The sequence below is a fragment of the Oceanospirillum sediminis genome (assembly GCF_014164585.1).
In the GTDB taxonomy this organism is placed as follows: domain Bacteria; phylum Pseudomonadota; class Gammaproteobacteria; order Pseudomonadales; family Halomonadaceae; genus Oceanospirillum; species Oceanospirillum sediminis.
This window is the reverse complement of sequence record NZ_JACJFM010000037.1, coordinates 23,774-49,093: the sequence shown is the minus strand read 5'-3', so window position 1 is coordinate 49,093 and position 25,320 is coordinate 23,774. Positions and strand designations below refer to the sequence as shown.

Annotated in this window: 17 protein-coding genes; 11 read left to right on the top strand and 6 right to left on the bottom strand. The window is 47.3% G+C overall.

Annotation, left to right across the window (positions count from 1 at the left end):
- Nucleotides 1-227: 227 nt before the first annotated feature.
- Nucleotides 228-1,091, bottom strand: coding sequence for a LysR family transcriptional regulator (locus tag H4O21_RS19935; protein ID WP_182810657.1), 864 nt, complete (start codon nucleotides 1,089-1,091; stop codon nucleotides 228-230).
- Nucleotides 1,092-1,203: 112 nt separating this feature from the next.
- Here H4O21_RS19935 and H4O21_RS19930 point away from each other — a divergent pair, with 112 nt between their 5' ends.
- Nucleotides 1,204-2,430 carry an MFS transporter gene (locus H4O21_RS19930; RefSeq protein ID WP_182810656.1) on the top strand — a complete coding sequence of 409 codons (1,227 nt, stop codon included), beginning with the start codon at nucleotides 1,204-1,206 and terminating at the stop codon, nucleotides 2,428-2,430.
- Nucleotides 2,431-2,584: 154 nt separating this feature from the next.
- On the opposite strand, the gene H4O21_RS19925 is transcribed toward H4O21_RS19930, so the two are convergent.
- From H4O21_RS19925 to dmeF, 4 genes are all read right to left on the bottom strand, one after another.
- On the bottom strand, nucleotides 2,585-5,173 hold the full coding sequence (locus H4O21_RS19925; RefSeq protein WP_182810655.1) for a TRAP transporter permease: 2,589 nt from the start codon (nucleotides 5,171-5,173) through the stop codon (nucleotides 2,585-2,587).
- A 102-nt stretch (nucleotides 5,174-5,275) separates the two neighbouring features.
- Nucleotides 5,276-6,247, bottom strand: a complete 972-nt coding sequence (locus H4O21_RS19920; RefSeq protein WP_220495761.1) for a TAXI family TRAP transporter solute-binding subunit — start codon at nucleotides 6,245-6,247, stop codon at nucleotides 5,276-5,278.
- 621 nt (nucleotides 6,248-6,868) lie between these two features.
- Complete coding sequence (locus H4O21_RS19915) at nucleotides 6,869-7,291, bottom strand: MarR family winged helix-turn-helix transcriptional regulator (protein WP_182810654.1); 423 nt, start codon at nucleotides 7,289-7,291, stop codon at nucleotides 6,869-6,871.
- A complete protein-coding gene (gene dmeF, locus H4O21_RS19910; protein WP_182810653.1) occupies nucleotides 7,248-8,258 on the bottom strand; it encodes a CDF family Co(II)/Ni(II) efflux transporter DmeF in 1,011 nt (336 codons plus the stop codon). Before dmeF ends, H4O21_RS19915 begins: the two co-directional genes overlap by 44 nt.
- Before the next feature lie 224 nt (nucleotides 8,259-8,482).
- Between dmeF and H4O21_RS19905 the strand changes: the two genes are divergently transcribed.
- The 4 genes from H4O21_RS19905 to cydB all read left to right on the top strand — a co-directional run bounded on the left by H4O21_RS19905 (nucleotide 8,483) and on the right by cydB (nucleotide 12,389).
- Nucleotides 8,483-9,100, top strand: a complete 618-nt coding sequence (locus H4O21_RS19905; RefSeq protein WP_182810652.1) for a LysE family translocator — start codon at nucleotides 8,483-8,485, stop codon at nucleotides 9,098-9,100.
- A gap of 324 nt (nucleotides 9,101-9,424) precedes the next feature.
- Nucleotides 9,425-9,970: a GbsR/MarR family transcriptional regulator gene (locus tag H4O21_RS19900; RefSeq protein ID WP_182810651.1), complete on the top strand. Its 546-nt coding sequence runs from the start codon at nucleotides 9,425-9,427 to the stop codon at nucleotides 9,968-9,970.
- Nucleotides 9,971-10,012: 42 nt separating this feature from the next.
- Nucleotides 10,013-11,398, top strand: coding sequence for a cytochrome ubiquinol oxidase subunit I (locus H4O21_RS19895; RefSeq protein WP_182810650.1), 1,386 nt, complete (start codon nucleotides 10,013-10,015; stop codon nucleotides 11,396-11,398).
- Nucleotides 11,391-12,389 carry a cytochrome d ubiquinol oxidase subunit II gene (cydB, locus tag H4O21_RS19890; RefSeq protein WP_182810649.1) on the top strand — a complete coding sequence of 333 codons (999 nt, stop codon included), beginning with the start codon at nucleotides 11,391-11,393 and terminating at the stop codon, nucleotides 12,387-12,389. The genes H4O21_RS19895 and cydB overlap by 8 nt, the downstream gene beginning before the upstream one ends.
- 99 nt (nucleotides 12,390-12,488) lie before the next feature.
- Here cydB and H4O21_RS19885 read toward each other — a convergent pair whose 3' ends face one another.
- A complete protein-coding gene (locus tag H4O21_RS19885) occupies nucleotides 12,489-14,540 on the bottom strand; it encodes an NADH:flavin oxidoreductase (RefSeq protein WP_182810648.1) in 2,052 nt (683 codons plus the stop codon).
- Nucleotides 14,541-14,780: 240 nt separating this feature from the next.
- On the opposite strand from H4O21_RS19885, the gene H4O21_RS19880 reads away from it, so the two are divergent.
- The 6 genes from H4O21_RS19880 (at nucleotide 14,781) to H4O21_RS19855 (ending at nucleotide 25,191) form a co-directional block, all read left to right on the top strand.
- Nucleotides 14,781-15,413, top strand: a complete 633-nt coding sequence (locus H4O21_RS19880) for a TetR/AcrR family transcriptional regulator (protein WP_182810647.1) — start codon at nucleotides 14,781-14,783, stop codon at nucleotides 15,411-15,413.
- Between the two features lie 210 nt (nucleotides 15,414-15,623).
- Nucleotides 15,624-18,941, top strand: a complete 3,318-nt coding sequence (locus H4O21_RS19875; protein WP_182810646.1) for a transglutaminase family protein — start codon at nucleotides 15,624-15,626, stop codon at nucleotides 18,939-18,941.
- 140 nt (nucleotides 18,942-19,081) lie between these two features.
- Complete coding sequence (locus H4O21_RS19870; RefSeq protein WP_182810645.1) at nucleotides 19,082-21,646, top strand: circularly permuted type 2 ATP-grasp protein; 2,565 nt, start codon at nucleotides 19,082-19,084, stop codon at nucleotides 21,644-21,646.
- A 14-nt stretch (nucleotides 21,647-21,660) separates the two neighbouring features.
- Complete coding sequence (locus H4O21_RS26360; RefSeq protein ID WP_182810644.1) at nucleotides 21,661-22,608, top strand: transglutaminase family protein; 948 nt, start codon at nucleotides 21,661-21,663, stop codon at nucleotides 22,606-22,608.
- 181 nt (nucleotides 22,609-22,789) lie between these two features.
- Nucleotides 22,790-24,244, top strand: a complete 1,455-nt coding sequence (locus H4O21_RS19860) for a circularly permuted type 2 ATP-grasp protein (protein ID WP_182810643.1) — start codon at nucleotides 22,790-22,792, stop codon at nucleotides 24,242-24,244.
- On the top strand, nucleotides 24,244-25,191 hold the full coding sequence (locus tag H4O21_RS19855) for an alpha-E domain-containing protein (protein WP_182810642.1): 948 nt from the start codon (nucleotides 24,244-24,246) through the stop codon (nucleotides 25,189-25,191). Before H4O21_RS19860 ends, H4O21_RS19855 begins: the two co-directional genes overlap by 1 nt.
- Nucleotides 25,192-25,320: the final 129 nt, after the last annotated feature.

Sequence of the window (25,320 nt, the reverse complement as noted above, 5' to 3'; positions counted from 1 at the left end):
CAGTTCTGCCTGATTCGCAGCTATCTTTCCTCATGCCGTAAACAATCGGTATCAGCAAGTAATGCCTTAACCCTGTTATTTTGTGGGCAGCAGCCAGATATCTTTGACCGGGCAGCAGAATAGTTACCCAAAAGGTATGTATAATTGTTTTATCATTTTTCAAAGAATAGCTGAGTTACAGCAAAGAGATGAATATTGGTGGGCAAGGGGAAAAGAACCCCGGTTGATTAAACCGGGTGTAGTATGCCTTGCCTGGCGCTATCGCGAATGGTGTTTGCGAGCCGTGTGGTTGCTTCATTAACGTTGTCGTCTAAAAACAGGGTAGTGTGAGTGCCGGGCAGCTCTGGCAGGCCTGACTCAATAATCATCATCCCGGATTCGACAGTGGAGCGAGGCAGAATGCCAATGCCAATACCTGCTTTAACCGCTGCGATGATCCCTGCCCGGCTCTGGCTACTGAATGCGATACGATAATCCCGTCCGGCATCCTTCAGTGTATTCTGAGCACATTGTCTGTGATAACAGCCTTCAACAAAAACGGCCAGTGGTAATGGTGTTTGTTGAGTCATCGGGCGAATTTGAGAGCAAACCCATACCAGTTCATCTCTGGCCAATCGTTCACCGCCTTCAGATTGTGCGGGCATCTCGATCAGAGCGATATCCAGTTTGCCTTCATACAGCATATCCCTGAGCACTTGTGGTCGGTGATCACTGAATACTTCCAGATTAGCTTCAGGATAAGACAGGACAAAGGATTCCAGGATCGGTGTCAGTACCCGTGTGGCGTACTGATCATGGGTGCCTAATCTGACCGTGCCGTCAATTGCAGCGTGTTGATATTGCCCCATGATCTGATCATGCAGGCTGATCAGTTGTCGGGCATCCTGTTCAAGCTGTTTTCCTGAAGCTGTCAGGCGAACACCATATTGGCCTCTCTCTAACAGGGTCGTGTCCAGGCATTCTTCCAGCCTGTTCAGTTGCATGCTAATGGTCGAGGGAGCCTTATGCAGAATCTGTGCGGTTTGTCCAAGATTCAGAGTTCTTGCCGCAATCACAAATGTTCTCAGTAGACTGATCGATAAATCTTTCATGATTATATTCATTTTTATTGAAGGTAATGATCAATATTTATCGATATATTGAATATGGTCAAGTGCATACAATGCGGCCAGATGCTTCGGATACCTCCGGAGAAACAGGGTTATGGAGATTTTTATGCGATTGGCCATTATTCTGGGAGCAAATCAGGTTATCAGTCATGGTTTTGGCGTCTTCCTGTTTGCGGCCTTATTTCCTTTGATGCGTGATGCGCTGGATATGACGTACTGGCATCTGACGTTGACAGGTGTCGCGACACAAATCGCTTATCTGGCCGGAGCACTCTGCGTCAGCATTCTGGGCAGGATTATTTCTGCAGAGCGCCTGATTCTACTGACTGCAGGTGGGGCAACACTGTTGCTGGCAGGTTTATCTCAGGTAGCGGAGCCAGTGATTATTATCGTTTTATTATTTCTGCTCGCCTTCAGTGCAGCTGGCTGTTGGGGAGCCATTGTCGGGTTGATCAGTCAATATGCGGATAAACAGAATGCGGCAACCAGTTTATCCGTAGCAGGAAGTGGCACCGCCTGGGGCTATGGTATTAATGGTTTGATTCTGCTTTGGTGGGTGCCGGTCTTTGGCTGGCAAAGTGTCTGGATACTGACTGCGGGTATTGCCGGGCTTATCTTTCTGACCACTCTTTATATGATGCGAAGCTTATCCAGCGTCAGTACCAGGCAACCAGAGAAACTCTCAGAATCTGAGCTGAATATGCTATCTGTACGTCAGCTGATTATGGCTTGTCTGACAGAACACAGAGCCTTGTTCAGTTGTCTGATCTATTTCCAGATCGGGTTAACCTGTATCACTTTTACCAGTTGGCTGAATACCAGGCTGGATGAGGTGGATCCATCCGGTTTTCAGGGAGCAATAACCTGGTCGGTGATTGGCATCAGCGGAATGCTGGCAGGAATCTTGATTGGACGTGTTGCAGATAAAAAAGGTCATGAAGTGGCTCTTTTGCTTGCCGCTTCAGGGTATGCCGCAGGATTACTGGCGTTCAGCTTTAATCCGTTGCAGTTTGCTGTGATCGCCGGGGCTGGCTATGGAATGATCTATTTCCCTGTGTGGGGAGTGGTGTCATCCTGGCTGGCACAGCGTTACTCTCCTGTTGCGACAATGCAGCTTAGTGGGGTTGGCATGATCGCTTCAGCCATTGGTGGCAGCCTCGGTAATATCATCGCAGGGCAAATATTAAACCAGACGGGATCGTTAACGCTGCTTTATGATTTTCTGGCATTCGCGGGTTGTGTCACAGTGGTGCTGGTGGGAGGGATCTGCTGGCATAAAAGTAAAGGCGAGGTGACAGCTCGTCTTAATAGCCTGTCCTGAAAGATCACTATAGTAAGGGGCAAGGGAAAAGGAAGAGGATTTACCCGATTGGGAGTACTGTGCTTAGTCCTGGTACTGATACTGACCAATCAGGTAAATTGTCTGCAGATGGTTCACCTGAACCATCTGCAGATAAGGCGTTAAACTGATGAAATCAGTTTGCTGGAAGTGCGTCGTCACGACGGCGACGTTGCAACCAGCCAATAAACACCAGTAAGGTTATTGTCGGTATAAATACCAGCTCCTGCGGCGGTCGGTCTGCTTCAGCTTTAATGCCGGTAATCTGCCAGCCAAAGTCGATGCCTGCACGTTCTGCTGGGCTATCGAAAGTGACCAGATCAACGGTCCAGCTATTTTCACCTTCGCTGAGCATAAAGCCCATCTCCTGCAGGCGAGCCATACCATTACCGTCTTCTGATTCCAGCTGAAGGGAAACTGTTTTAGCCACTTCGTCTCCTTCAATGGTGACGCCTTCAACGTTTAACTGCAGATATTCACCTTTTTTCAGTCCCTCTGCCTGAACAATAAGCTGATTGGCTGGCAGGTTGGTTGTCGGTGCATATACCTGATCCCACCAGAAATCCGGGCGGAACAAGCTGAAAGCAATCAGTAGTAGTGCCAGAGATTCCCACAGTTTACTTTTGACCAGCCAGTAGCCCTGTGTAGCGGCGGAGAAGATCAGAATAGCAGCAATAGCGCTGACTACAGTGATCAGAAGGTCAAATATGCTATCAATACCAATCAGCAGTAGCTGAGTGTTAAAGATAAACATGAACGGCAGGATGGCGGTTCGGATATCGTAAGTGAAGCCCTGTACACCGGTTTTGATCGGGTCTGATTTGGCAATGGCCGCCGCTGCAAAGGCTGCAAGACCCACCGGAGGTGTGTCATCGGCGAGAATACCAAAATAAAACACAAATAAGTGCACGGCAATCAGAGGTACGATCAGCCCATTTTCTGCACCCAGGGATACAATAACAGGGGCCATCAGAGTGGATACTACGATGTAGTTTGCTGTTGTTGGCAACCCCATGCCCAGAATAATACAGATGATAGCTGTAAAGATCAGGATCAGGATCAGGTTGCCGCCAGAGATGAATTCAACAAACTCTGTCATCATCTGACCCAGGCCGGTCAGGGTAACAGTACCTACAACGATGCCTGCTGCTGCTGTTGCGATACCAATGCCAACCATGTTTCTGGCGCCATCTATCAGGCCATCAACAAAGTCATTCCAGCTTTCCTTGAAGAAATGCCCCAGGCTCTGTTCACCACGGAACCAGGCTTTCAGTGGTTTATGGGTTAAAACCACACCGATCAGGAAAATGACTGAGAAAAACGCCGATTGCTGAGGAGAGTAGCGTTTTACTGCCAGAGCCCACAGCAGAACCACAATAGGCAGACCAAAATAGAGACCTGACATTACGGTTGGGCGAACTTCTGGCAGATGATCCAGTTCAATGCTTTGATCATCAGACGCCAGTTCTGGATAGCTTGCTGCGACTTTTACCAGATAGATATAACCGGCAATTGAAATAATCAGCATAGCCGGATAGGCAAAACCACCCAGATAGGCTTCAAGCAGGTTAGATCCGTAATAGACTACAGCTGCCAGCAGAAGTGTAATGGTTGATGTGGTGAACCAGGACAACATACGTTGTGCCATTGTTGGCACATGTGTTCGGGTAATCCCTTTCATTCCCAATTTGATCGCTTCCAGATGCACGATATAGATCAGTGCAATATAGGAGATCAGAGAGGGAAGGATCGCATGCTTAACTACCTCGATATAGGATATACCGACATACTCTACCATCAGAAAAGCTGCTGCGCCCATAATCGGTGGTGTCAGCTGCCCATTGGTTGATGCCGCAACCTCTACAGCCCCGGCTTTAGAGCCTGGAAAGCCAACACGCTTCATTAGTGGAATAGTGAAGGTTCCTGTGGTTACCACGTTAGCAATCGATGATCCTGAAATGATGCCGCTCAGACCCGATGCCACAACCGCAGCTTTAGCCGGGCCACCTCTTAAATGGCCCAGCAAAGAGAAAGACACCTTAATCAGGTAGTTACCTGCACCGGCTTTATCCAGTAAAGCACCGAGCAGAACAAACAGAAATACAAAGGTGGTTGATACTCCCAGAGCAACACCAAAAACGCCTTCAGTAGTAATCCACTGATGAGACATCGTCTTGTTCAGACTGGCGCCTTTATGGGCAATAGCATCCGGCATGTGTGGGCCGCCGAAGGTATAAATAAGAAATACTATTGCAACGATAACTAAAGGTGGTCCCAGAGCCCTTCGAGCAGCCTCCAGCAGAGTAATCATGCCCACCACAGCAAAGATAATATCAGTGGTATCAGGTGCACCAATGCGCAAAGACAACTCTGTTCGATTAAACAACAGATAAAGGGAACAGGAAGCTGCAATCAGGCCTATGATAAAGTCCATCGCCTGCCAGGGGCCACGGTTCATACGTGAACTTGCAGGAAACAGGCAGAATGTCAGAAATACCGCAAAGCTCAGGTGAATAAATTTAGCCTGATCTTCATTGAAAACACCGATATTCAGCATAAAAGGTATCGGAGAGGCATACCATAACTGAAACAGTGACCAGGTAACCAGCAGGCCTATGACCAGTTTGCCTAAAGGGCCGTCGAGAGACCGGCTGCCGGTTTCAGATTTCAACAGCTTATCAATCTCATCATTCTGAGGCGGAGTAGTCGGAGAAGCGTCGGACATCGTGAAGGCTCCATGGCAGAGGAAAAACATGCAGTCATAAACAAGAGATGCCACTGCCCGGAGGCAGTAGCATCAGACAGCAATTATGCAGTCATGGAGTACTTACAGAAGACCGGCTTCTTTGTAGTATTTAACAGCACCCGGGTGCAGAGGGGCAGACAGACCGTCTTTAACCATCTCTTCTTTTTTCAGGTTAGCAAACGCAGGGTGCAGTTTTCTGAAGGTATCGAAGTTTTCGAATACGGATTTAACAACTGTGTAAACAACTTCGTCAGGTACTTTAGCTGAAGATACGAAAGTCGCACCGACACCAAAAGTTTTTACATCCTGATTAGTGCCGCGGTACATACCCGCTGGGATAGTAGCTGTACGGTAGAAGTCATTCTGGCTGACCAGAGAATCAACCGCTTTACCGGATACTTCAACAATCACGCTATCGCATGATGTAGTGGCTTCTTTAATAGAACCACTTGGGTGGCCCACAGTGTAAACCATGGCATCAATCTTATTGTCACACAGAGCTTTAGACTGCTCGGCGGCTTTCAGCTCAGACGTCAGACTGAAGTCAGATGCTGTCCAGCCTTTTTCAGCCATCAGCACTTCCATCGTACCGCGCTGACCAGACCCCGGATTACCAATGTTTACTCGCTTACCTTTCAGGTCATCAATTGTTTTGATGCCGGCATCAGCACGGGCAACCACTGTGAATGGCTCTGGGTGTACAGAGAAAACTGCACGCAAATCCTTGAATGCGCCAGCATCTTTGAATTTACTGGTACCGTTATAAGCGTGGAACTGCCAGTCAGACTGAGCAACGCCCATCTCCAGTTCACCAGCACGGATAGTATTAATGTTGTATACCGAACCGCCGGTGCTCTCTACGGAACAACGCACACCGTGTTCTTTACGGTCTTTGTTAACCAGACGGCAGATTGCACCACCCGTTGGATAGTAAACACCCGTTACACCACCTGTACCAATAGAAATAAAGCGTGTTTCAGCACTGGCTGCGGATGCAATACCTGCGGATGCAACAACGGCCATACCTGTCAGCAATTTCTTGGTAAATTTCATAAAGTGCTTCCTTTTTATTATGCTTTTCGGACAAAAAGAATGTGCAGATGCGATTACGATTGTCTCGCTAATGCAACGGCGAATACGCCGGTTTTGTAGTTCCAGTTTAGACCTTCCCGATGGATTTAACCTGATAATAGGAAAGATCTTTTTTGTTTCGGATGACATTGTCACCTGCAATAACAGATTCGCCAGAATCTGTCAGGCAATTACATCTCTAAATATGTGCCTGGAATGCTCTGGAGCTATTTCCCTGGTAACTATTTGTGATTCTGGGCAATTTTTCTTTAAAAAGCAATAAAATCATTTTTATCAACGATTTGTAATAGTTAAATTCATAATAAACAGGAGATTCTATTTTATTTTGGGTCATTAAATATAGAGGTGTAAGTGCTTTTTTGAGAAAAGCAGTGGAACAAAGCGTGTGTTTATGGCGTTACTTCAGGCACATCCTGAGATAAATCCGGTATGTTTTGGTGTCATGGCCTGGAAAGCTATACCCGTGAGATGGTATCCGTATTTGAAATTCTGATGCCGGTTACCTGATGCAATGCCGAAGAGCTGGTTTAATTTTATATCTGGCTGAGAGCCTGACAGTCCTGAAGCAGGGCAACTCGTGGCTTAAAAGTCAGCATTCATTTTTTTAAGACAGGAGACCAGAGTCTGTGCTTCTGTCTCAGTCAATGACTGGCTGATTTTTTCGGTTAGCTTCAGATGCAGGGCATCATGCTCCAGATAGAGTTGATGTCCTGTTTCTGTCAGCTTAATCAGAAATGAGCGCCGATCTGATTCATGGGGGATACGTTCTACCAATTCTGCTTTGGCCAGCTTGTCGACCTGAACTGTCAGAGTACCTGTGGTAATGCCCAGCTTTTCAGCAAGCTCTTTCATTCTGAGAGAACCATAGGTACCCAGCACTTCCAGAGTGTGGATTTGTGCCAGAGAATAATCTTTATTTCTGACGACGTTATTTTCCCAGGCGGATAATCGGTCATAAAACTCAATAATTGACCGGTTCAGCTGATCGGTTTTCTCTTTGCTCATCTGAATTACTGCATCGATTTACTTCAATTGTCAGATGATGCAGTTTATCGAATTCCTGCAGCAGTGTCCTGTATTCCTCTGTGGACTTTGCCTGAGTAGTATTCAGTGAAATCATTGCAGCATAATGATCTGCACTGATTTTCCAGATATGAATATCACTGACGGTCGTTGCTTTATCCTTTTCCAGTGTGGACACAATCTTCTGCTCATATTCTTTAGATATACTGTGATCCAGCAGGATAGGGCTGGTTTCTTTCAGAAGACCTAACGCCCAGCGAGTGATAATGATCCCGCCAACAATGCCCATAAAGGCATCGAGCCAGTGCCAGCCATAATATTTTCCTGCCAGAAGAGCGAAGATCGCTAACAGAGATGTCAGTGCATCAGCCAGTACGTGGTAATAAGCCGCTTTCAGGTTGAAGTCGCTTTTATGATGAGCGTCAATATGATGTCCGTGTCCGTGTCCGTGTCCGTGTCCGTGTCCGTGTCCGTGTCCGTGTCCGTGTCCGTGTCCGTCGTGAAGTAAAAATGCACTGGCAATATTGGTCACTAAACCAACCATAGCAATCAGAATGGCTTCATCGAACTGAATTTCCTCCGGTGAAAACAACCGATGTACCGATTCTGCCAACATGATTAAAGCAACCACACCCAGAATGATTGCACTGGTAAACCCACCCAGCACGCTGACTTTGCCAGTACCGAAAGTGAAAGAGGGGTTATGGGCATTCATTCTTGCGTAGCGATAAGTGAATAAAGCCAGAATAAAAGCCGCAGCATGAGTTGCCATATGCCAGCCATCGGCCAGCAAAGCCATTGAGCCATACAAACTTCCGGCAATAATTTCTACTGTCATTACAAGCAGCGTTAACAGTAATACATACCAGGTTCGATTTTCACTGTCTTGATGCTTGTGACTTAAATGCTTGTCGTACAGGCAGGTTCGTGCAGGTTCTGAATGTTTCATCCTTTAACCTTTTAACTATTTTGATAATCAAAATAAATGGTAGTTTGTTTGATTGTCAAAATAAAGAGGATTATGGCTGCAAAGAAGTTTCAGTTTGGGTCTGCCTTGCCTGAAATATATCTCTGAATGCCTCTGCTGAGCGAATTGGTGTGCTTCAAACACAGTCGATAAGCTGGTATGAGTTTTGCTTTTATATTTTCCATCTAATTTAAAGAGGGGATATTATGAACGCTGAACTCTGGTGGTTATTTTTCTTATCCTATTTTTTTATCACCCTGGCCCCAGGGCCAAATGTGTTTTTTGTTGTCCAGAATGCTGTAAAACACGGTTACATGCAGGCAATTTTATCTATTATGGGAAATCTGTCCTGTCAGGCTGTTATTATCTTTCTGGTCGCGATGGGCGCAGGGGCCATGCTGGAGCAATCGCCTATTGCCTTTTTTATCCTGAAAATTATGGGTGGTTTATATCTGATTTATCTCGGAGTAACCGGGTTAATGAAAAAGCCACAAACCACCGAAAAAACTGAGCCCGCACTTGTACAGCAGACATCCTTCTTTAAGACGGGCTTTCTGGTTTCAGCCAGTAATCCTAAAACTGTGATCTTTCTGTCTGCATTTTTACCCCAGTTTATTTCGGCAGATTACCCGGTTTCGGCGCAGTTTAGTGTCATGTTTCTCACTATATGCGCTATTGTGATCTCTGTGCATCTCGCTTACTCGTATTCAGCCAGAAATATGCAAAAGTTTGTTGCAAACACCAGAGCTGGAAAGTTTTTTTCCAGAATCTACAACGGGGTTTTTATCGCGTTTGGAGGCGGGCTGATTTTCAGTAATAAGTAATCTGTCTTTTTAGCCCCGAGTTAATCGACAGGCTTTAATCACTGTCAGTTGAAATAAGGCACCATGTTTTATGAAAAATATGGTGTTTTCAGATGCTCTGCCTTCGAAATTGCTATATCAGTATTGCTAATGCATCCTTGGATTTTCCTGTCCTTATTCTTGCTCTGCCTCTCTTTTTCATTGTTCAGATCGCGTTTTAAGCGCCTCAACTGGCTATATTCCTGATTATTCAGAATTGCATTGCTGCATATATGAAAAAATCACTTGATTTAAATCAATGCATGTTTAAACTTTCAGAAAATACTGAAAGTTCGGAATGTTCTGATGATTATGACCGAGAAGATTGAATCCTTTGTAATGCACTGCGGTGAAATGGGGAGCCGGTGGGGCTTTAACCGCACTGTCGGACAGATGTATGGACTGCTCATCATTAGCCAGGAACCTTTGAGTGCTGTTGAGATTGGAGAAACTCTGAATATCTCCCGTGGCAATATCAGCATGGGAATTAAGGAGCTGCAGTCCTGGCGTCTGGTACAGGTATCCCACAAACCGAAGGATCGCAAAGAATATTATTCGCCAGCAGGTTCTATCTGGGAGATGGCGATTCGAGTATTTGAAGAGCGCCGTAAGCGGGAAGTTGATCCGACAATGTCTTTGTTGCGCGATAATCTGATGGATGAGCCAGGCAATGAGCAGGAGCGCTATGCACAGGAGAAAATGGGAGAAATCCATGATCTGCTGGAAGCCGTGACCAGCTGGGCCGGAGAGTTGCAGGATATGAACCCGGACAAGCTCAATACCCTGATGAAGCTGGGGGCTGGCGTCAGCAAAGTCATCGATATGAAAGACCGAATACTACAAAACAACTGAATCTGAGTTGTTATCTTACTTGTCACCCTTCCGAGGTGGATTATGCTTGAAGAAACCTTAATGCTTTCGCGCATTCAGTTTGCGGCGAATGTGAGTTTTCATATCCTTTTTCCCTCTATTACCATCGCTTTGAGCTGGTTTCTGGTGGTCTTTAAAATTCGTTATAACCAGACCGGTGATCCCGTCTGGATGAGGGCCTACCGTTTCTGGGTGAAAATATTCGCTCTGACGTTTGCAGTGGGGGTTGTTAGTGGTATCACCATGTCTTTCCAGTTTGGCACCAACTGGCCCGGCTTTATGGAAACCGTCGGTAATATTGCAGGGCCTTTATTGGGTTATGAAGTACTGACTGCTTTCTTTCTGGAAGCGGGCTTTCTCGGCATTATGCTGTTTGGTATGAATCGTGTGTCAAATCGAGTCCATACGGCATCAACTGTGATTGTTGCCGTGGGCACGGCATTGTCAGCGTTCTGGATTCTGGCACTCAACTCCTGGATGCAGACGCCGCAGGGTTTTGAGATGCGGGATGGCGTTGCTCACGCAACCGACTGGGCTGAAATCATCTTTAATCCCTCTTTTCCCTATCGCCTGACTCACATGCTTCTGGCCTCAGCATTAACAGCGACTTTCTTAATTGCTGGTATCAGTGCCTATCGTCTGTTGAAAGGGGATGATAAAAGAGCACCGAAGCTGACCTTGAAAGTCGCTTTATTTATCGCGGCAGTACTGGCGCCGGTACAGGCTCTGGTGGGGGATTTTCATGGTCTGAATACCCTGCATCATCAACCGCAGAAGATTGCGGCAATGGAAGGTATCTGGGAAACCGATACTCAGGTGCCTTTATTACTGTTTGCTGTACCTGACGAAGAAACCCGTCAGAATCATTTTGAAATCGGCCTACCTGGTATCGCCAGTTTTATTCTGACTCACGACTTTAACGGTGAACTTAAAGGTCTGAATGATTTTGAAGGTAATCATCCTCCGGTAGCACCTGTGTTTTATGCTTTTCGGGTGATGGTTGGTATCGGCGTTTTAATGCTGGCAATTGCCTGGCTGGGTAGTTTGCAGCTAGTACGCAAAGGCTCAGTTTCACCGCTCATATTAAAAGGACTGGTGGTTATGAGCTTCTCTGGCTGGGTGGCGACTCTGGCAGGCTGGTATGTGACGGAGATAGGCCGTCAGCCATGGCTGGTAACCGGTGTATTGACTACTCAACAGGCTGCGACAGATATTGCGCCTGGAAATGTGGCTCTGTCTCTGGCAATGTACTCCATCCTTTATGTGGTGTTACTGGGCGCTTATCTGCATACCCTGTTTGTAATGGCCCGGCGTGCGGTTGAGATTGAGGAGATTCAGCCAGAAGAAGTGAAGCAAGCCGGTGCTTATACCTCAAAGTCTGAAGTGAATGGAGGTCAGAACTATGTTTGATGCAGATACACTGGCGGTAATCTTTATCGCATTAATGGGCCTTTCCGTCATTCTTTATGCTGTACTGGACGGTTATGATCTGGGGGTCGGGATTTTATTGCCGCTGGATCATGATCAGCATAGCGATCGTATGGTGGCATCCATCGGTCCTTTCTGGGATGCCAATGAAACCTGGCTGGTACTGGCGGTAGGGCTGTTGTTGATTGCCTTCCCAACGGCACACAGCCTGGTATTCCGGGAGCTTTATATGCCCACTGCCATCCTGTTAATCAGTCTGGTGTTGCGAGGCGTTGCTTTTGATTTTCGCGCAAAAGCACCTTTCAGCCATAAACCAACATGGAACAGAGTATTTAAAATCGGTTCTTTACTGGCGGCACTCAGTCAGGGCTATATGCTGGGCATGTATGTGATGGGGTTTGAAGATAGCTGGACTGCCGTTGCTTTCAGTATTCTCAGCGCCCTGGGTGTGGCAGCTGCTTACAGCTTTATTGGTGCTTGCTGGCTGGTGATGAAGGCAGAAGGTGAGTTGCAGAAAAAAGCGATTATCTGGGCAAAAAATTCCATCGGAATTTGCATGGCAGGTACTATTGCGGTGTCTCTGGTCAATCCCTGGATCAACCCGGATGTCTATGAGCGTTGGTTAAGCTGGCCAAATGTACTCTGGCTGGCTCCATTACCAGCGTTGTGTATGGCGTTGTTTATCGTAAATTATCTGTTCCTGAAAAAATTGCCTCAGGATAATGATCGGGGATGCTGGGTTCCATTTGTCTCTGCAGTAGTTATCTTCCTGCTCTGCTTCTTCGGTTTAGGTGTGAGTTTCTTCCCGTATATTGTACCGGGTCAACTAACAATCTGGGATGCCGCTGCCGCACCTGAGTCTCTGACTATTATTCTATGGGGAGCGATTATTGTTGTACCTGTCATCATTTGTTATACCGCGTTCGCCTATCGGGTGTTCTGGGGTAAAGTAGATGATTTGAAGTACTATTGATAGCAGGTTCTTTGGCAGAAAATGGTTTCTGTTGAAGTAACATAATAGTGACAAAAAGCAGCCATTTGGCTGCTTTTTGCGTTATGGAGGCAAAGGCAATCAGATATCCTTCATCAATCGCAAAGCATCCAGAATAGCGGCATGGGTATTACGAGAGGCGACGGCATCTCCAATTCTGAAAAGCTGGTAGCGTCCTTCCGGATTACGTACCACCGTTTGTGGTTTACCGTTTATCAGCTGTTCATGGGATAGCTCTCCCTGATTAGAAGAATCAGGTTTTAGCTCGAAATAGAGGTCATCCAGCGGGATAATGCCGTGATTCACAATGACCTGATCGAAAGCTTTTTCTTCTGCGACACCGCCATAATCACTGCCAATAAAGGCTTTCAGGGTATTGCCTTCGGAATCCGTATCCTGTTTTTCCACGGCATGCAAACGATAGGTTACGGTGAATTGGGTATCCAGTGATTGCAGTGTACGCATATAAGGAACCAGGTTCATGGCCATCACTTCCGGGGCAAAACTGCGATCTGGGGTCATTATTTCGGTTCTTGCACCGGATTTAGCAATGATTTCAGCAGCCTGAAGGCCTGAATGATCACCGGCATCATCGAAAATCAGTACGTTTTTACCAGGTTTTACATCACCAGATATAATGTCCCAGGCTGAAATAACGTGTTCATTACCTTTAGCCAGCACCTCAGTATGAGGCAGTCCACCTGTGGCTATTACGACCACATCCGGCGCTTCTTCGGCTATGGTGTCTGCTTCTGCCCAGGTATTAAACCTGAAGCGTACATTCAGACGTTCGCACTGGGCCATACGCCAGTCGATAATAGAGATCATCTCTTTACGGCGTTCACTCTGGGAGGTCAGCAGAATCTGACCACCGGGTTTATCGGCAACCTCAAACACAACCACATCGTGCCCTCGTTCGCCTGCAACACGTGCGGCTTCTAACCCCGCGGGACCTGCACCCACGATAACGACTTTCTTCTTCGTATCTGCGAGGGTGATCTGATGGGGCAGGGTTTCTTCTCGTCCAGTGGATGGATTGTGGATGCAGAAGGCCATACCGCCCTGGTAGATTCGATCCAGGCAGTAATTTGCACCGACACAGGGGCGGATCTCTTCTTCGCGCTTTTCGATAATTTTCTGCACAATATGAGGATCAGTCATATGAGCTCGGGTCATTCCCACCAGATCTACTTTACCGGAATCTACGGCGTAACGTGCAGTGGCTACGTCGGGGATTTTAGCAGCGTGGAACACAGGCAGACTGGTCGCTGCGCGAATCTCTCCGGCAAAATCAAGGTGAGGATTATTAGCCATACCCTGGATTGGAATCACATCGGTCAGGCCCGGATCAGAATCGATATGTCCCCGAATAACGTTCAGGAAGTCCACCATGCCGCTGGCTTCCAGTTTGCGTGAAATCTCCAGACCCTCTTCTTTACTCAGGCCTCCCGCCAGCATCTCATCAGCGGTATAGCGCATACCGATAATGAAATCCGGGCCGACGCGTTTGCGCATTTCTGTCAGCACATCAAAGGTAAAGCGCAGCCGATTATCCAGCGAACCACCGTAAGGGCTATCCAGTTCATTCGTGAGCGGAGACCAGAACTGATCCATCAGATGACCGTAGGCCTGTAGCTCAATACCGTCCATACCTCCGGCTTTCATACGCTCTGCTGCATCGGCATAGTCTTTGATAATTCGTTCGATATCCCAGTCTTCAATTTTCTTTGGAAAGGCTCTGTGTGCCGCTTCTCGATGATGAGAAGGGGAGACAACAGGCAGCCAGTCGCCTTTATCCCAACGGGTACGACGGCCCAGATGGGTCAGCTGAATCATAATGGCAGCACCTTCTTCATGTACTGCATCCGTCAGCTGTTGAATCCAGGGAACCACTTCATCCTTATGTACCAGCAGGTTGTTAAATACTGGTGGACTATCTTTGGACACTGCCGCTGAGCCTGCTGTCATCGTCATTGCGACCCCACCTTTTGCCCGCTCCACATGGTAAGCCCGATAACGTCCTTTGGGCATGCCATCTTCCGGATAAGCGGGTTCATGGGAGGTCATGATAATGCGATTACGCAGTGTCAGATGCTTCAACTGGTAGGGTTGCAATAATGGATCATTGGACATGTTCAGGCTCCTGCTTGTTGTTATACCTGTTTTCCGCTGTGTTTTGCCATTTCAAAGAGGGTATGGCTGTCACGGTGTATTTAAAAGGGCCGGGTCAGATGACATGGCTTTTTGTGACTTTAAAAATAAATGTACAGTAGTGTCAATAATTATGACGCATATGAACATATTATGACGCAGATAGATCAGAACGTAACATTGAGGTATCGTTAAGCCGTGATCGGATTACAGATAAAAGCAATGAAAAAACAATCCCCTAATGAAACCGGATGGCGCGGATCGTCAGAAGTATGGCTACAAGCTGCCAGTGAGATTCTGGTGGAGTCTGGTGTTGAGAATGTAAAAATCGCAACTCTGGCGAAACGGCTTAGTTTATCCCGAACCAGCTTTTACTGGTTTTTTAATGACAGAGAAGCGCTGTTAACGGCTTTGATGCAGCGTTGGAAAGAAAAAAATACCGGAAATATCATCAGACAGTCGGAAGCTTATGCAGACTCTCTGGCTGAGGCAACACTGAATATATTTGATTGCTGGCTGGATAACGGCCTGTTCGACGACCGGTTTGAATTTGCGATTCGTAGCTGGTCATTGCAGTCGAACGATATTCTGGCGGAGGTGCACAGTGCTGATCAGTTGCGTCTGGATGCACTGGCTGCAATGTTCAAACGCTATGGCTTTAATGATGTTGAAGCGGATGTTCATGCCAGAACCATTTATCTGGTGCAGATTGGCTATATTTCAATGCAGACTCAGGAATCTTTAGAGGTGCGTATGCAACGTATTCCTGAGTACGTTAAAACTTTCACCGGAGAATACCCTGAACTCCACGAGCTGGCACGCTTTCACTTCCGTCATGGTTACTCCGGGCCCTGATGCCACTCCTGCTCGGTTTAATTAAAGGGCAGTTCATTTTTCATAAACAGGATGTTACAGATAGCGGGATAAAGCATTCAACACTGTTCCTGTTATCCGTACAGCATATACAGAAAGGTTATTCAGGTGTTTGTCAGAAAATAGTTAATTCAATCCTGGGCAGGTTTTTTGCATGAACAGATAAAAATAGCCACAGCCTTAAGGATGATTATGACTATTACTGTAGGTATTACTCACCATACGGAATATCATTATGACCGTCATGTGAACATGTCCCCCCATGTATTTCGTTTACGTCCTGCCCCCCATAGTCGAACGCCTGTCAAAAGCTATTCGCTCAGAATTGAGCCAGAAGAGCATTTTATAAACTGGCAACAAGACCCGTTTGGTAATTATCTGGCACGGGTGGTTTTTCCTGAAAAGACTCGTCACTTCTCTTTTACTGTTGATGTCGTTGCCGAGATGAAGGTGATTAATCCGTTTGATTTTTTTCTGGAGGAATACGCTGAGCAGGTTCCTTTTGATTACGATGCACAGTTGTTACAGGATCTGGCTCCCTATCTGGCAAAAGACACTCAATGTCAGCAGTTTGATCAACAGCTGAAACAGATCAGAGTACTGGAGAAGGACAGTAAGCATACTGTCGATTTTTTAGTGGCAGTGAATCAGCATCTGTATCAATTGATTGACTACACCATACGCCTGGAACCCGGAGTGCAGACCTGTACCGAGACTCTGGAAAAAGGCTCAGGCTCCTGTCGGGATTCAGCGTGGTTACTGGTGCAACTGTTCCGTCACCTTGGTCTGGCGGCCCGTTTTGTTTCCGGATATCTGATTCAGTTAGCTCCGGATGAAAAATCACTGGATGGTCCCAGTGGACCGGAGAAAGACTTCACTGACCTGCATGCGTGGACAGAAGTGTATATTCCCGGTGCAGGCTGGATAGGTCTTGACCCCACATCTGGTTTATTCGCAGGAGAAGGGCATATTCCTCTGGCCTGTACCCCGGAGCCTGGCAGCGCCGCACCAGTGACCGGCGGGATTGATCCCTGTGAATCTGAATTCAGCTTTTCGAATACTGTCACCCGCTTGCATGAGATGCCCCGGTCGACGAAGCCTTTTGCGGATGATGACTGGGATGATATTAATCAGTTGGGAGAGCAGATCGATGAGTTCCTCCATCAGCAGGATGTGCGCTTGACCATGGGAGGGGAGCCGACATTTATTTCCATTGATGATATGGAAAGTCCACAATGGAACACTGAGGCTGACGGTAAAGAAAAAAGAAAGCTGGCTCAGGATCTGTATCTGAAGATGCAGCAGCATTTTGCCAAAGGTGGTTTCAGCCACTTTGGTCAGGGGAAATGGTATCCAGGGGAGCCATTACCGCGTTGGGCTTATAGCTGTTACTGGCGTAAAGATGGTGTGCCCATCTGGCATAAGCCAGAGTTACTGGCAGATATAAACCGGAACTATGATTTTTCTGATCAGGATATTAAGCACTTTGCTCAACTTCTCAGTCGGCATCTGGGGTTAGATAGTGGTTGTGTACACCCCGCTTATGAAGATGTGCTGTACCATTTGTGGCAGGAGGGAAATCTGCCTGTTGATCCTGGGCCGGATGAACCTGAATTACTCAACGCTCTGAGTCGCAAAGGCTTTCTGGCAAAAATGGAAAAAGGCCTGGATCAGCCAGTCGGGTATGTACTGCCATTAGAATGGAATCCTGTACAGCAATACTGGCAAAGTTGCTGCTGGTCATTCCGGCGGGGGCACTGTTTCTTGCTGCCAGGCGATTCACCCGTGGGTTATCGTTTACCTCTGGATAGTCTGGGTAGTGTACCGCTTGTGCCAGAACGCGATCCTTTTGCTATTGATAAGCGCTTTGACGGGAAAGCTGTTCCGACTGACTTTCAGCCACAACAGGGACAGGTGACAGAACAGCTAATTAAGACAGCTTTGTGTTTTGAATATCGTCAAGGGCAGCTGTACCTGTTTATGCCCCCTTTAAGTGACAGCGAACACTATCTTGCACTGTTAAATGGCATTGAAGCGATCGCTAATGAGCTGAAAATGCCTGTCGTTATAGAAGGGTACACACCGCCATCTGATCCAAGAATTGAGAAGTTTTCGGTCACTCCTGACCCTGGAGTAATTGAAGTCAATGTGCAGCCAACACAAACCTGGGCTGATCTGGTCAGTAATACGGTTGATTTGTATCAACTGGCAAAAGAGAGCCGTCTGGGTACTGAAAAGTTTATGCTGGATGGTCGCCAGACAGGGACCGGTGGCGGTAATCATGTTACGTTGGGGGGCGTAAGGCCTGAAGACAGTCCTTTCTTACGTCGTCCTGACCTGTTACGCAGTTTTATCACTTACTGGCAGCATCATCCTGGGCTGTCTTATCTGTTTTCCGGATTATTTATCGGCCCTACCAGTCAGGCTCCACGAGTGGACGAAGCCAGAGATGAGCAGCTGTATGAACTGGAGATCGCTTTTTCACAATTCCCGCAGGGAGAAGTGCCTCAACCCTGGCTGGTAGACCGGTTACTGCGCAACCTGCTGACGGATCTGACAGGTAATACTCATCGGGCAGAATTCTGTATTGATAAACTGTACTCACCGGATAGTCCGACTGGTCGTTTAGGGATCGTAGAGTTCAGGGGCTTTGAAATGCCCCCTCATGCGCGTATGAGTCTGGTGCAGATGCTGTTGCTACGCACTCTTCTGGCGCGCTTCTGGGTAAAGCCTTATCACAAGCCTCTGGTTCGCTGGGGAACTCAGCTGCATGATCGCTTTTTATTGCCGGAATATGTCTGGCAGGATGTTGCCGAGGTTTGTCAGGATCTACAGCAGTCTGGCTTTAACTTCCAGCAGGAGTGGCTGAAAGCTTTCTTCGAATTCCGTTTTGCCCGTGTTGGTTTATATCAGTTTGATTCCCTTGAACTGGAACTGCGAAGTGCTATTGAACCCTGGCATGTGCTGGGAGAGGAATCTACTGCCCAGGGGACGTCCCGTTTTGTCGATTCCTCTTTAGAGCGGGTACAGCTTAAAGTGACAGGTATGACGGATAAGCGCTATATCATCACCTGTAATGGACGTCGCTTGCCACTGCAAAAAAACTCTGTCTCGGGTGAATTTGTTGCAGGGATACGTTTCAGAGCATGGCAGCCACCTTCTGCCCTGCATCCAACAATTGGTGTTCATGCCCCCCTGGTGTTTGATATTTATGATAGCTGGATCGGGCGATCAGTGGGTGGGTTTACCTATCACGTGTCTCATCCGGGTGGACGCAGCTTTGAAACACCTCCGGTGAACGCTTTTGAAGCGGAAGGGCGGCGTTTAGCCCGTTTCTGGGATCATGGTCACACCATCCCTGTTATTAATACCGATCAGGGCTTAACCGGGCATATGACGTTGAAACGGGAGTTTGTTGTGCATAAAGGACAAGCTGAGTTTGTGTTACCGCCTGAAGAACGGCCAAATGATGAGTATCCGGTTACTCTGGATTTGAGGCGGCCACTCTGAGCGGCTATGGCACACAAGTGAACGGGCAGGGCTTTCTGACAGGTATCTTTCGGGTAAACGCTTTGAGGGATGTAGCAGACAGGCCGTGGCCCGGCGTTGTTGATGTTAATTGTTAACGATCTGGTTAGGTGATCCTGGCTATGGAAATGTGTTTTACCGATTATTTACTGCACTCAAATCCAACGGATGAGGCGGTAGGAGAGGATGGAGAGTTTGCCCGCCACTGGCAAACTCTGATCAATAAATTGTCTGAGTTGAGTCGTGACGACCTGAACGGCCGGGCAAATGAGGCCTATCGCCTGTTGCAGGAATACGGCATGATGGATCAGGAGCACCAGAACTGGCAACTGGACCCTCTGCCAATGGTATTGTCAGAAGAAGACTGGCGTTTTCTGGAGCAGGGGGCGATACAGCGCCAGCAGCTATTAAATGAGGTATATCAGGATCTTTACGGTGAGCAGAAGTTGCTTAAGCAAGGCTTATTGCCTGCTAATCTTATCCGGCGTCATAAAGGTTATCTGCGTGAAAGAGTCGTAGGTGAGGGACAAGCTGCGCAACCTTTGTTTATCAGTGCTATGGATATTGGACGAGATCTTTCAGGGCAGTTCAGAGTATTAGCTGATCATTGCCAGTGTCCGAACGGTATTGGCATGTTGCTGGAAAACCGCATTATCAACCGTCGGGTGATGGGGGAAGCGTTTAATGAATGTGGTGTACGTCGTATCACACGTTTTTTCCGTATTCTGCAGGAGACGATTAATCAGCAGCTAGAAGGTGCCAGAGACCCTAAGGTGGTGATTTTATCGCCAGGCCCTGAACATACATCCTATTCAGAACATGCTTATCTGGCTTCTTATATGGGCTACACCCTGGTTCGTAGTGCAGATCTGACGGTACGAAAAGGCAAAGTATGGCTTAAGACACTACGGGGGTTACGTCTGGTCGATGTGATTATTCGCTGGGTCCAGGATTCTGATATTGATTCCCTGGAGCTACCGGAATATTCCATGAATGGTATTCCCGGATTGTTGCAGGCCGTACGCGCGGGCAATGTAAAAGTGTTTAATCCTCTGGGAGCTGGTTTAGTTGAAAGTCCGGCATTAATGCCTTATCTGCCGGGAATCGCTGAAGCTTTACAGGGTAAACCTCTGTTACTGGACTCTATTCAGGTTAACTGGCTGGGGGAGCATCAGGATAACTCTGAAGCGGAACTTCTGACCTTAACCGGTGAGAAGGTGATACCGAATGCTGCTGAAATATCTTCAGACACGCTGTCAGACGATGCTCATTATACGGAAGCAGACAGACTGCCCGCTAACACTCTGCCGGAAGATTACCTCAATCGTATGCCGCTGAATCTGACCCAGGCCCCTTTCTGGCAGCAGGGACGGCTGGTCAGTCGCCCTGTTTTTCTGCGTATCTTTATGATTAACAGTCCCGACGGTGTTTATGTGATGCCTGGTGCAATTTGCCAGTCATTGCCTCTGAACGACCGTGATAATAGCTCTGATGCCGATGAGCAGAATACAGATGACAGCTCTGAAACACTTAATGAGGTTGTACAGGTAAAAGATACCTGGATCAGAAGTTCTCAGCCCGTTAATGAGCTTAACTCGCAAAGAAAACGCAATCGCTATCCTGACCTGGCACTGGTCGAAGGCGCTGTACCCAGTCGAACAGCTGAAAATCTTTACTGGCTCGGACGTTACCTGGAAAGAGGAGAGAGTACGGTACGTCTGATCCGCCAGTTAACAGAGAAACACTCTGAAGGTGCTGCGTCTTCAGATGCTAACTTTATCGCTATGACGGAGCTGTTTGCACTGGGCATCAGTGGTGGCTATCTGCTATATCCATACCATTGTCAGCTTTCCGAGGATGACAGCGAAGTTCAGGCTCAGGTAAGCCAGACTATTATTGACGGATTAAACCATCAACAATGGCCCGGTGCTCTGGTGCAGACTCTGGATGCTTTTTATGCCAGTGCCTGCGAAGTCAGAGATCTGTTGTCCGACGATAGCTGGCGATTTGTTGATGATCTTAAGGATGAAATCAACAGCCTGAAAAAACATCGAATCAGCTCAACCAGCCGGGTTGTGCAGGCCAGGCTTGATCGTATTATCGGTTACCTGATGGCGTTTAATGGCTCTACTTCTGATAGTATGCCCAACAGTAATGGCTGGTTTATGCTGGAAATTGGCCGACGTATAGAGCGTGCCCAGCAGCTACTGGCTATGCTGGAATATACTCTTGGGCAGGAATTACCTGAAAACCAGCAGAATCTGGTGCTGGATGAAACCCTGTCCAGTCAGTTGAGTCTGGTGACTTACCGTCGGCGGTATCGTATCTATCAGAGTGTTGAGAGTGCGATAGAGTTACTGATTCTCGATGGTGAGTATCCCAGATCTCTGGCCTATCAGCTAAAACAACTGCAACAGTTAAGCCAGCAGCTACCGCCCAAAAAACGGCCTGGTTTACTGGAAGAACACGACAAAGCGCTGTTAAAAGCGATTACCGCCTGCCAGCTGACTGATCGTGAAAGTCTTGCTGAGGCTGATGATGCGGGGCTTCGTAGTACTCTGAGCAGCCTGATCCAGCAAATCAATAGTCAGCTGGATGTTTTTGGTGACATGCTGTTGCTGAACTATTTCTCTCATACTAAAACGGCCCGACCGCTGGCCTGGAGCCAGATGGCTCAGCAGATTTAAATATGGAGTGATCTGTGCGTTATAAAATCAAACATGTCACCCGCTACGAATATGCGGATTTTGTCAGTCTGTGCCAGAATCACGCCCGCTTAACGCCCCGTAGTGATCATAAGCAGATCAATCTGAATAGCCGGATTTATGTTGAGCCAGAGCCGGGTTATATCGATCAGTATATGGATTATTACCATAATCAGGTGACTGTATTTGAATTACCTACCCAGCACAAAACCCTGACGGTAACTGCAGAGAGTGAGATTCAGCTACTGGAGCAACCGGATATCCGGTCATTACCGGATAAATACAGCTGGGAAGACGTCCGTCATCTGTTGCGTCATCCCGAATGTTTAGCAGAGTATTCAATTGAAATACAAACTTTGCAGTGTAAAGCATCAGAGGGGCAGACTTCAGAAAACACTGACTCTCTGTTTTCAGCTGCAGAGTTTGCCCTGCCTTCACCTTTTGTACCGATACACCCGGAGATGAAACAGTTTGCAGAACTGAGTTTTACTCCGGGCCGTCCTCTGATTGATGCGACTTATGATCTGATGGCACGGATTTTTCATGAGTTCCAGTACGATCCTGGCTTCAGCACCATCAGCACCCCCATTTTAGCGGTGCTGCAGCATAAAAAGGGTGTGTGCCAGGATTTTGCCCATTTAGCAATAGGTTGCTTGCGCAGTCTGGGGCTGGCGGCTCGTTATGTCAGTGGCTATATCGAGACTCTGCCCCCGGAAGGTCAGGAAAAGCTGGAGGGCGCTGATGCAACCCATGCCTGGTTTGCGGTTTATGTACCAGAAATAGGCTGGTTGGACTTTGATCCGACCAACAATGTCACAGCTAAAGATCAGCATATCACTGTGGCGGTTGGTAGGGATTTCTCAGATGTTACGCCATTAAAAGGGGTGGTTTTTGGTGGGGGTTCTAATCGGTTAAGTGTGGCGGTAGACGTTACACGGCTTTAGCCATGCTTCCTGCGCAGACGAGGGGCATGTGCAGGCTTGTGTATTCAGCCCCGTAACAGGTGATTTATCTCACACTGACCGGATGAAAGACTCTGAACCAGAATTGACTTTTTGCACGTAATGGCGCCCTGAAACAGGGCGACATCAGGGACGTTAAAAAGAGCAATAAAAGGAGTCAAGGGTGAGTATCAATTGGCAGGAATATCAGAACCAGGGGTTTTATGATGAGTCGGTACAGGGCGATGGCCAGGCCCGAAGACATGCCAAGACCGTCGTAAATTATTTAGCCGAGTTAGGATCTGACGAGCTGAGAAGCCGTCAGGTCGCCGCTGAATTGGCCATTAAGGAGATGGGTATCACCTTCAGGGTGTATCATGAGGGCAGTTCTATTGACCGCCCCTGGCCCTTTGACATCCTTCCCAGAATGATGCCTCAGAAAGAGTGGCAACATATCGAACAGGGTTTAAAGCAACGGGTAAAAGCCCTGAATCTGTTCATTCAGGACCTTTATAACGATCAGCAGATTATTAAGGATGGTGTATTCCCGGCTTACCTGATCGAGAATTCTGTTAATTTCAGAAAAGAGTGCATTGGTATTACGCCCCCGAATGGTGTCTGGGCACATATCTGTGGCTCTGATTTGGTGCGTGATCAGGATGGTACTGTCTATGTACTGGAAGATAATTTGCGAGTGCCATCCGGCGTATCCTATATGCTGGAAAACCGCTCAGTAGTAAAACGGGCTTTTCCTGAGTTGTTTGAACGATTATCTGTTGAGCCTGTGTCGGATTATCCCTCTCAGCTGTTTGATATGCTCTCTGCCATGAGTCCACGGCCTCAGTCTCAAACCGAAGTGGTGGTATTAACTCCGGGAATTTATAACTCAGCCTATTTTGAGCACAGCTATCTGGCACAACAGATGGGCTGTGAGCTGGTTGAGGGGCGGGATCTGGTTGTTCAGGACGATGACAGGGTCTATATGCGCACTATCGCCGGATTAAAACCAGTAGATGTTATTTATCGTCGCATTGATGATCTGTTTCTTGATCCGGAGGCATTTGAAAAAGACTCCATGCTTGGGGTGCCTGGTTTGATGCGAGCCTGGAAAGCCGGAAATGTTGCTTTGTGCAATGCGCCGGGAGCAGGTGTTGCAGATGATAAAGTGGTCTATGCCTACGTGCCTGAGATGATCAGGTATTACCTTGATGAAGAAATTCTTCTGCCAAATGTACCCACCTACAAATGTCTGGATGAAGAGGACCGTGCCTATGTTCTGGAACATCTGTCAGAACTGGTCGTCAAGCCTGCTAATGAATCTGGCGGCTATGGTTTATTGATTGGTCCCAGAGCCAGTAAAAAAGAACTGAAAGAATATGCTGAACGGATTGTTGCTGATCCGAGAAACTATATCGCTCAACCCACCCTGAATCTGTCTACTGTGCCAACACTGATTAAGGATCAGGTAGAGCCCAGACATGTTGATCTGAGGCCCTTTATTCTGTCGTCTTCTGTTGACGAAAGTTACGTCACTATGGGAGGGTTAACCCGAGTAGCTATGACAAAAGGCTCCCTGGTGGTTAACAGCTCCCAGGGAGGAGGCAGCAAAGATACCTGGATTATTAAGGAGGGGCATTGATGTTATCCCGTGTCGTAGAAACTCTGTACTGGACAAGTCGTTATATTGAACGCGCTGAAGATATTGCGCGCTTGATTGATGTAAACAATCATTTACTACTGGATTTACCGAAAGGTATCTTAACTGGCTGGGAACCCCTTATTGATATTATTGGTGGAAGGGAGCAGTTTCTGCAGAGTTACAGTGACTTTCAGGAAAGTAATGCACTGAAGTTTCTGATCACAGAGGAACAAAGTCCATCATCTATTCTCAGTTCTTTATGGAGCGCCAGGGAAAATGCCCGCACAGTGCGCGATATTCTGCCATCAGAAGTATGGCAGAGGCTGAATGCACTGTATCACTATGCAAAGGATAATCAGCACGAAGGGATTAATAAGCGCGGACGAGCCAGTTATCTGGAAAGCATTATTCGGCAGACTCAGGGGATTCAGGGAACTCTGGCAGGTACGATGAATCATGACTCCGGCTATCAGTTTGCCTGTATGGGACTATTGATAGAGCGCGCAGATATGACGTCCCGAATTATTGATGTTCGCTCCACTAATTTACTGTCCATTGATGACAACAGCTTTGATAAAATTCAGTGGGTCAGCGTACTGCATTCATTGAGTGCTCATCAAACCTACCGGCAGGATCGAGGCGTCCAGGTCAGCCGTCCTGATATTCTGAACTTTCTGTTTAAGAGTGAAACGTTCCCAAGGTCAGTACTATTCTGCCTGAATGAAGTGAAAACTACTCTGCAAAAACAGCCAAATTCAGAGGGATGTATTGAGGCTGTCAATTATGCCTGTAATCGTATTAACGATGTCTCTGTGGAAGGGTTAAGACACAGTGATCTGCAACAATTTGTAGATGATCTGCAGGTGGATATTGCCAGATTACACAATGTGATTGCGGCAAATTACTTTCTGCCAGGGTTAATGACGCAGGAGCAGAGTAGTGCTTAGTCAGAATATCAGATGGCTTAATCCTGATATAATGGCTTGTATCGAATAGCTTTTTTTGCTGAACATCATCGAATTGTCAGTGTCTTGTAGCGTCGGGTTATATCTTGTACGTTCTGCGACAGGTATAAT

What these genes read in the sequence shown, in the direction of transcription:
- H4O21_RS19875 (WP_182810646.1), top strand. Translation starts at nt 15,624, where the DNA reads ATGACTATTACTGTAGGTATTACTCACCATACGGAATATCATTATGAC.
- H4O21_RS19900 (WP_182810651.1), top strand. Translation starts at nt 9,425, where the DNA reads ATGATTATGACCGAGAAGATTGAATCCTTTGTAATGCACTGCGGTGAA.
- cydB (WP_182810649.1), top strand. Translation starts at nt 11,391, where the DNA reads ATGTTTGATGCAGATACACTGGCGGTAATCTTTATCGCATTAATGGGC.
- H4O21_RS19905 (WP_182810652.1), top strand. Translation starts at nt 8,483, where the DNA reads ATGAACGCTGAACTCTGGTGGTTATTTTTCTTATCCTATTTTTTTATC.
- H4O21_RS19895 (WP_182810650.1), top strand. Translation starts at nt 10,013, where the DNA reads ATGCTTGAAGAAACCTTAATGCTTTCGCGCATTCAGTTTGCGGCGAAT.
- H4O21_RS19935 (WP_182810657.1), bottom strand. Translation starts at nt 1,091, where the DNA reads ATGAAAGATTTATCGATCAGTCTACTGAGAACATTTGTGATTGCGGCA.
- H4O21_RS19870 (WP_182810645.1), top strand. Translation starts at nt 19,082, where the DNA reads ATGGAAATGTGTTTTACCGATTATTTACTGCACTCAAATCCAACGGAT.
- H4O21_RS19855 (WP_182810642.1), top strand. Translation starts at nt 24,244, where the DNA reads ATGTTATCCCGTGTCGTAGAAACTCTGTACTGGACAAGTCGTTATATT.
- H4O21_RS19915 (WP_182810654.1), bottom strand. Translation starts at nt 7,291, where the DNA reads ATGAGCAAAGAGAAAACCGATCAGCTGAACCGGTCAATTATTGAGTTT.
- dmeF (WP_182810653.1), bottom strand. Translation starts at nt 8,258, where the DNA reads ATGAAACATTCAGAACCTGCACGAACCTGCCTGTACGACAAGCATTTA.
- H4O21_RS19885 (WP_182810648.1), bottom strand. Translation starts at nt 14,540, where the DNA reads ATGTCCAATGATCCATTATTGCAACCCTACCAGTTGAAGCATCTGACA.
- H4O21_RS19925 (WP_182810655.1), bottom strand. Translation starts at nt 5,173, where the DNA reads ATGTCCGACGCTTCTCCGACTACTCCGCCTCAGAATGATGAGATTGAT.
- H4O21_RS19930 (WP_182810656.1), top strand. Translation starts at nt 1,204, where the DNA reads ATGGAGATTTTTATGCGATTGGCCATTATTCTGGGAGCAAATCAGGTT.
- H4O21_RS19880 (WP_182810647.1), top strand. Translation starts at nt 14,781, where the DNA reads ATGAAAAAACAATCCCCTAATGAAACCGGATGGCGCGGATCGTCAGAA.
- H4O21_RS19920 (WP_220495761.1), bottom strand. Translation starts at nt 6,247, where the DNA reads ATGAAATTTACCAAGAAATTGCTGACAGGTATGGCCGTTGTTGCATCC.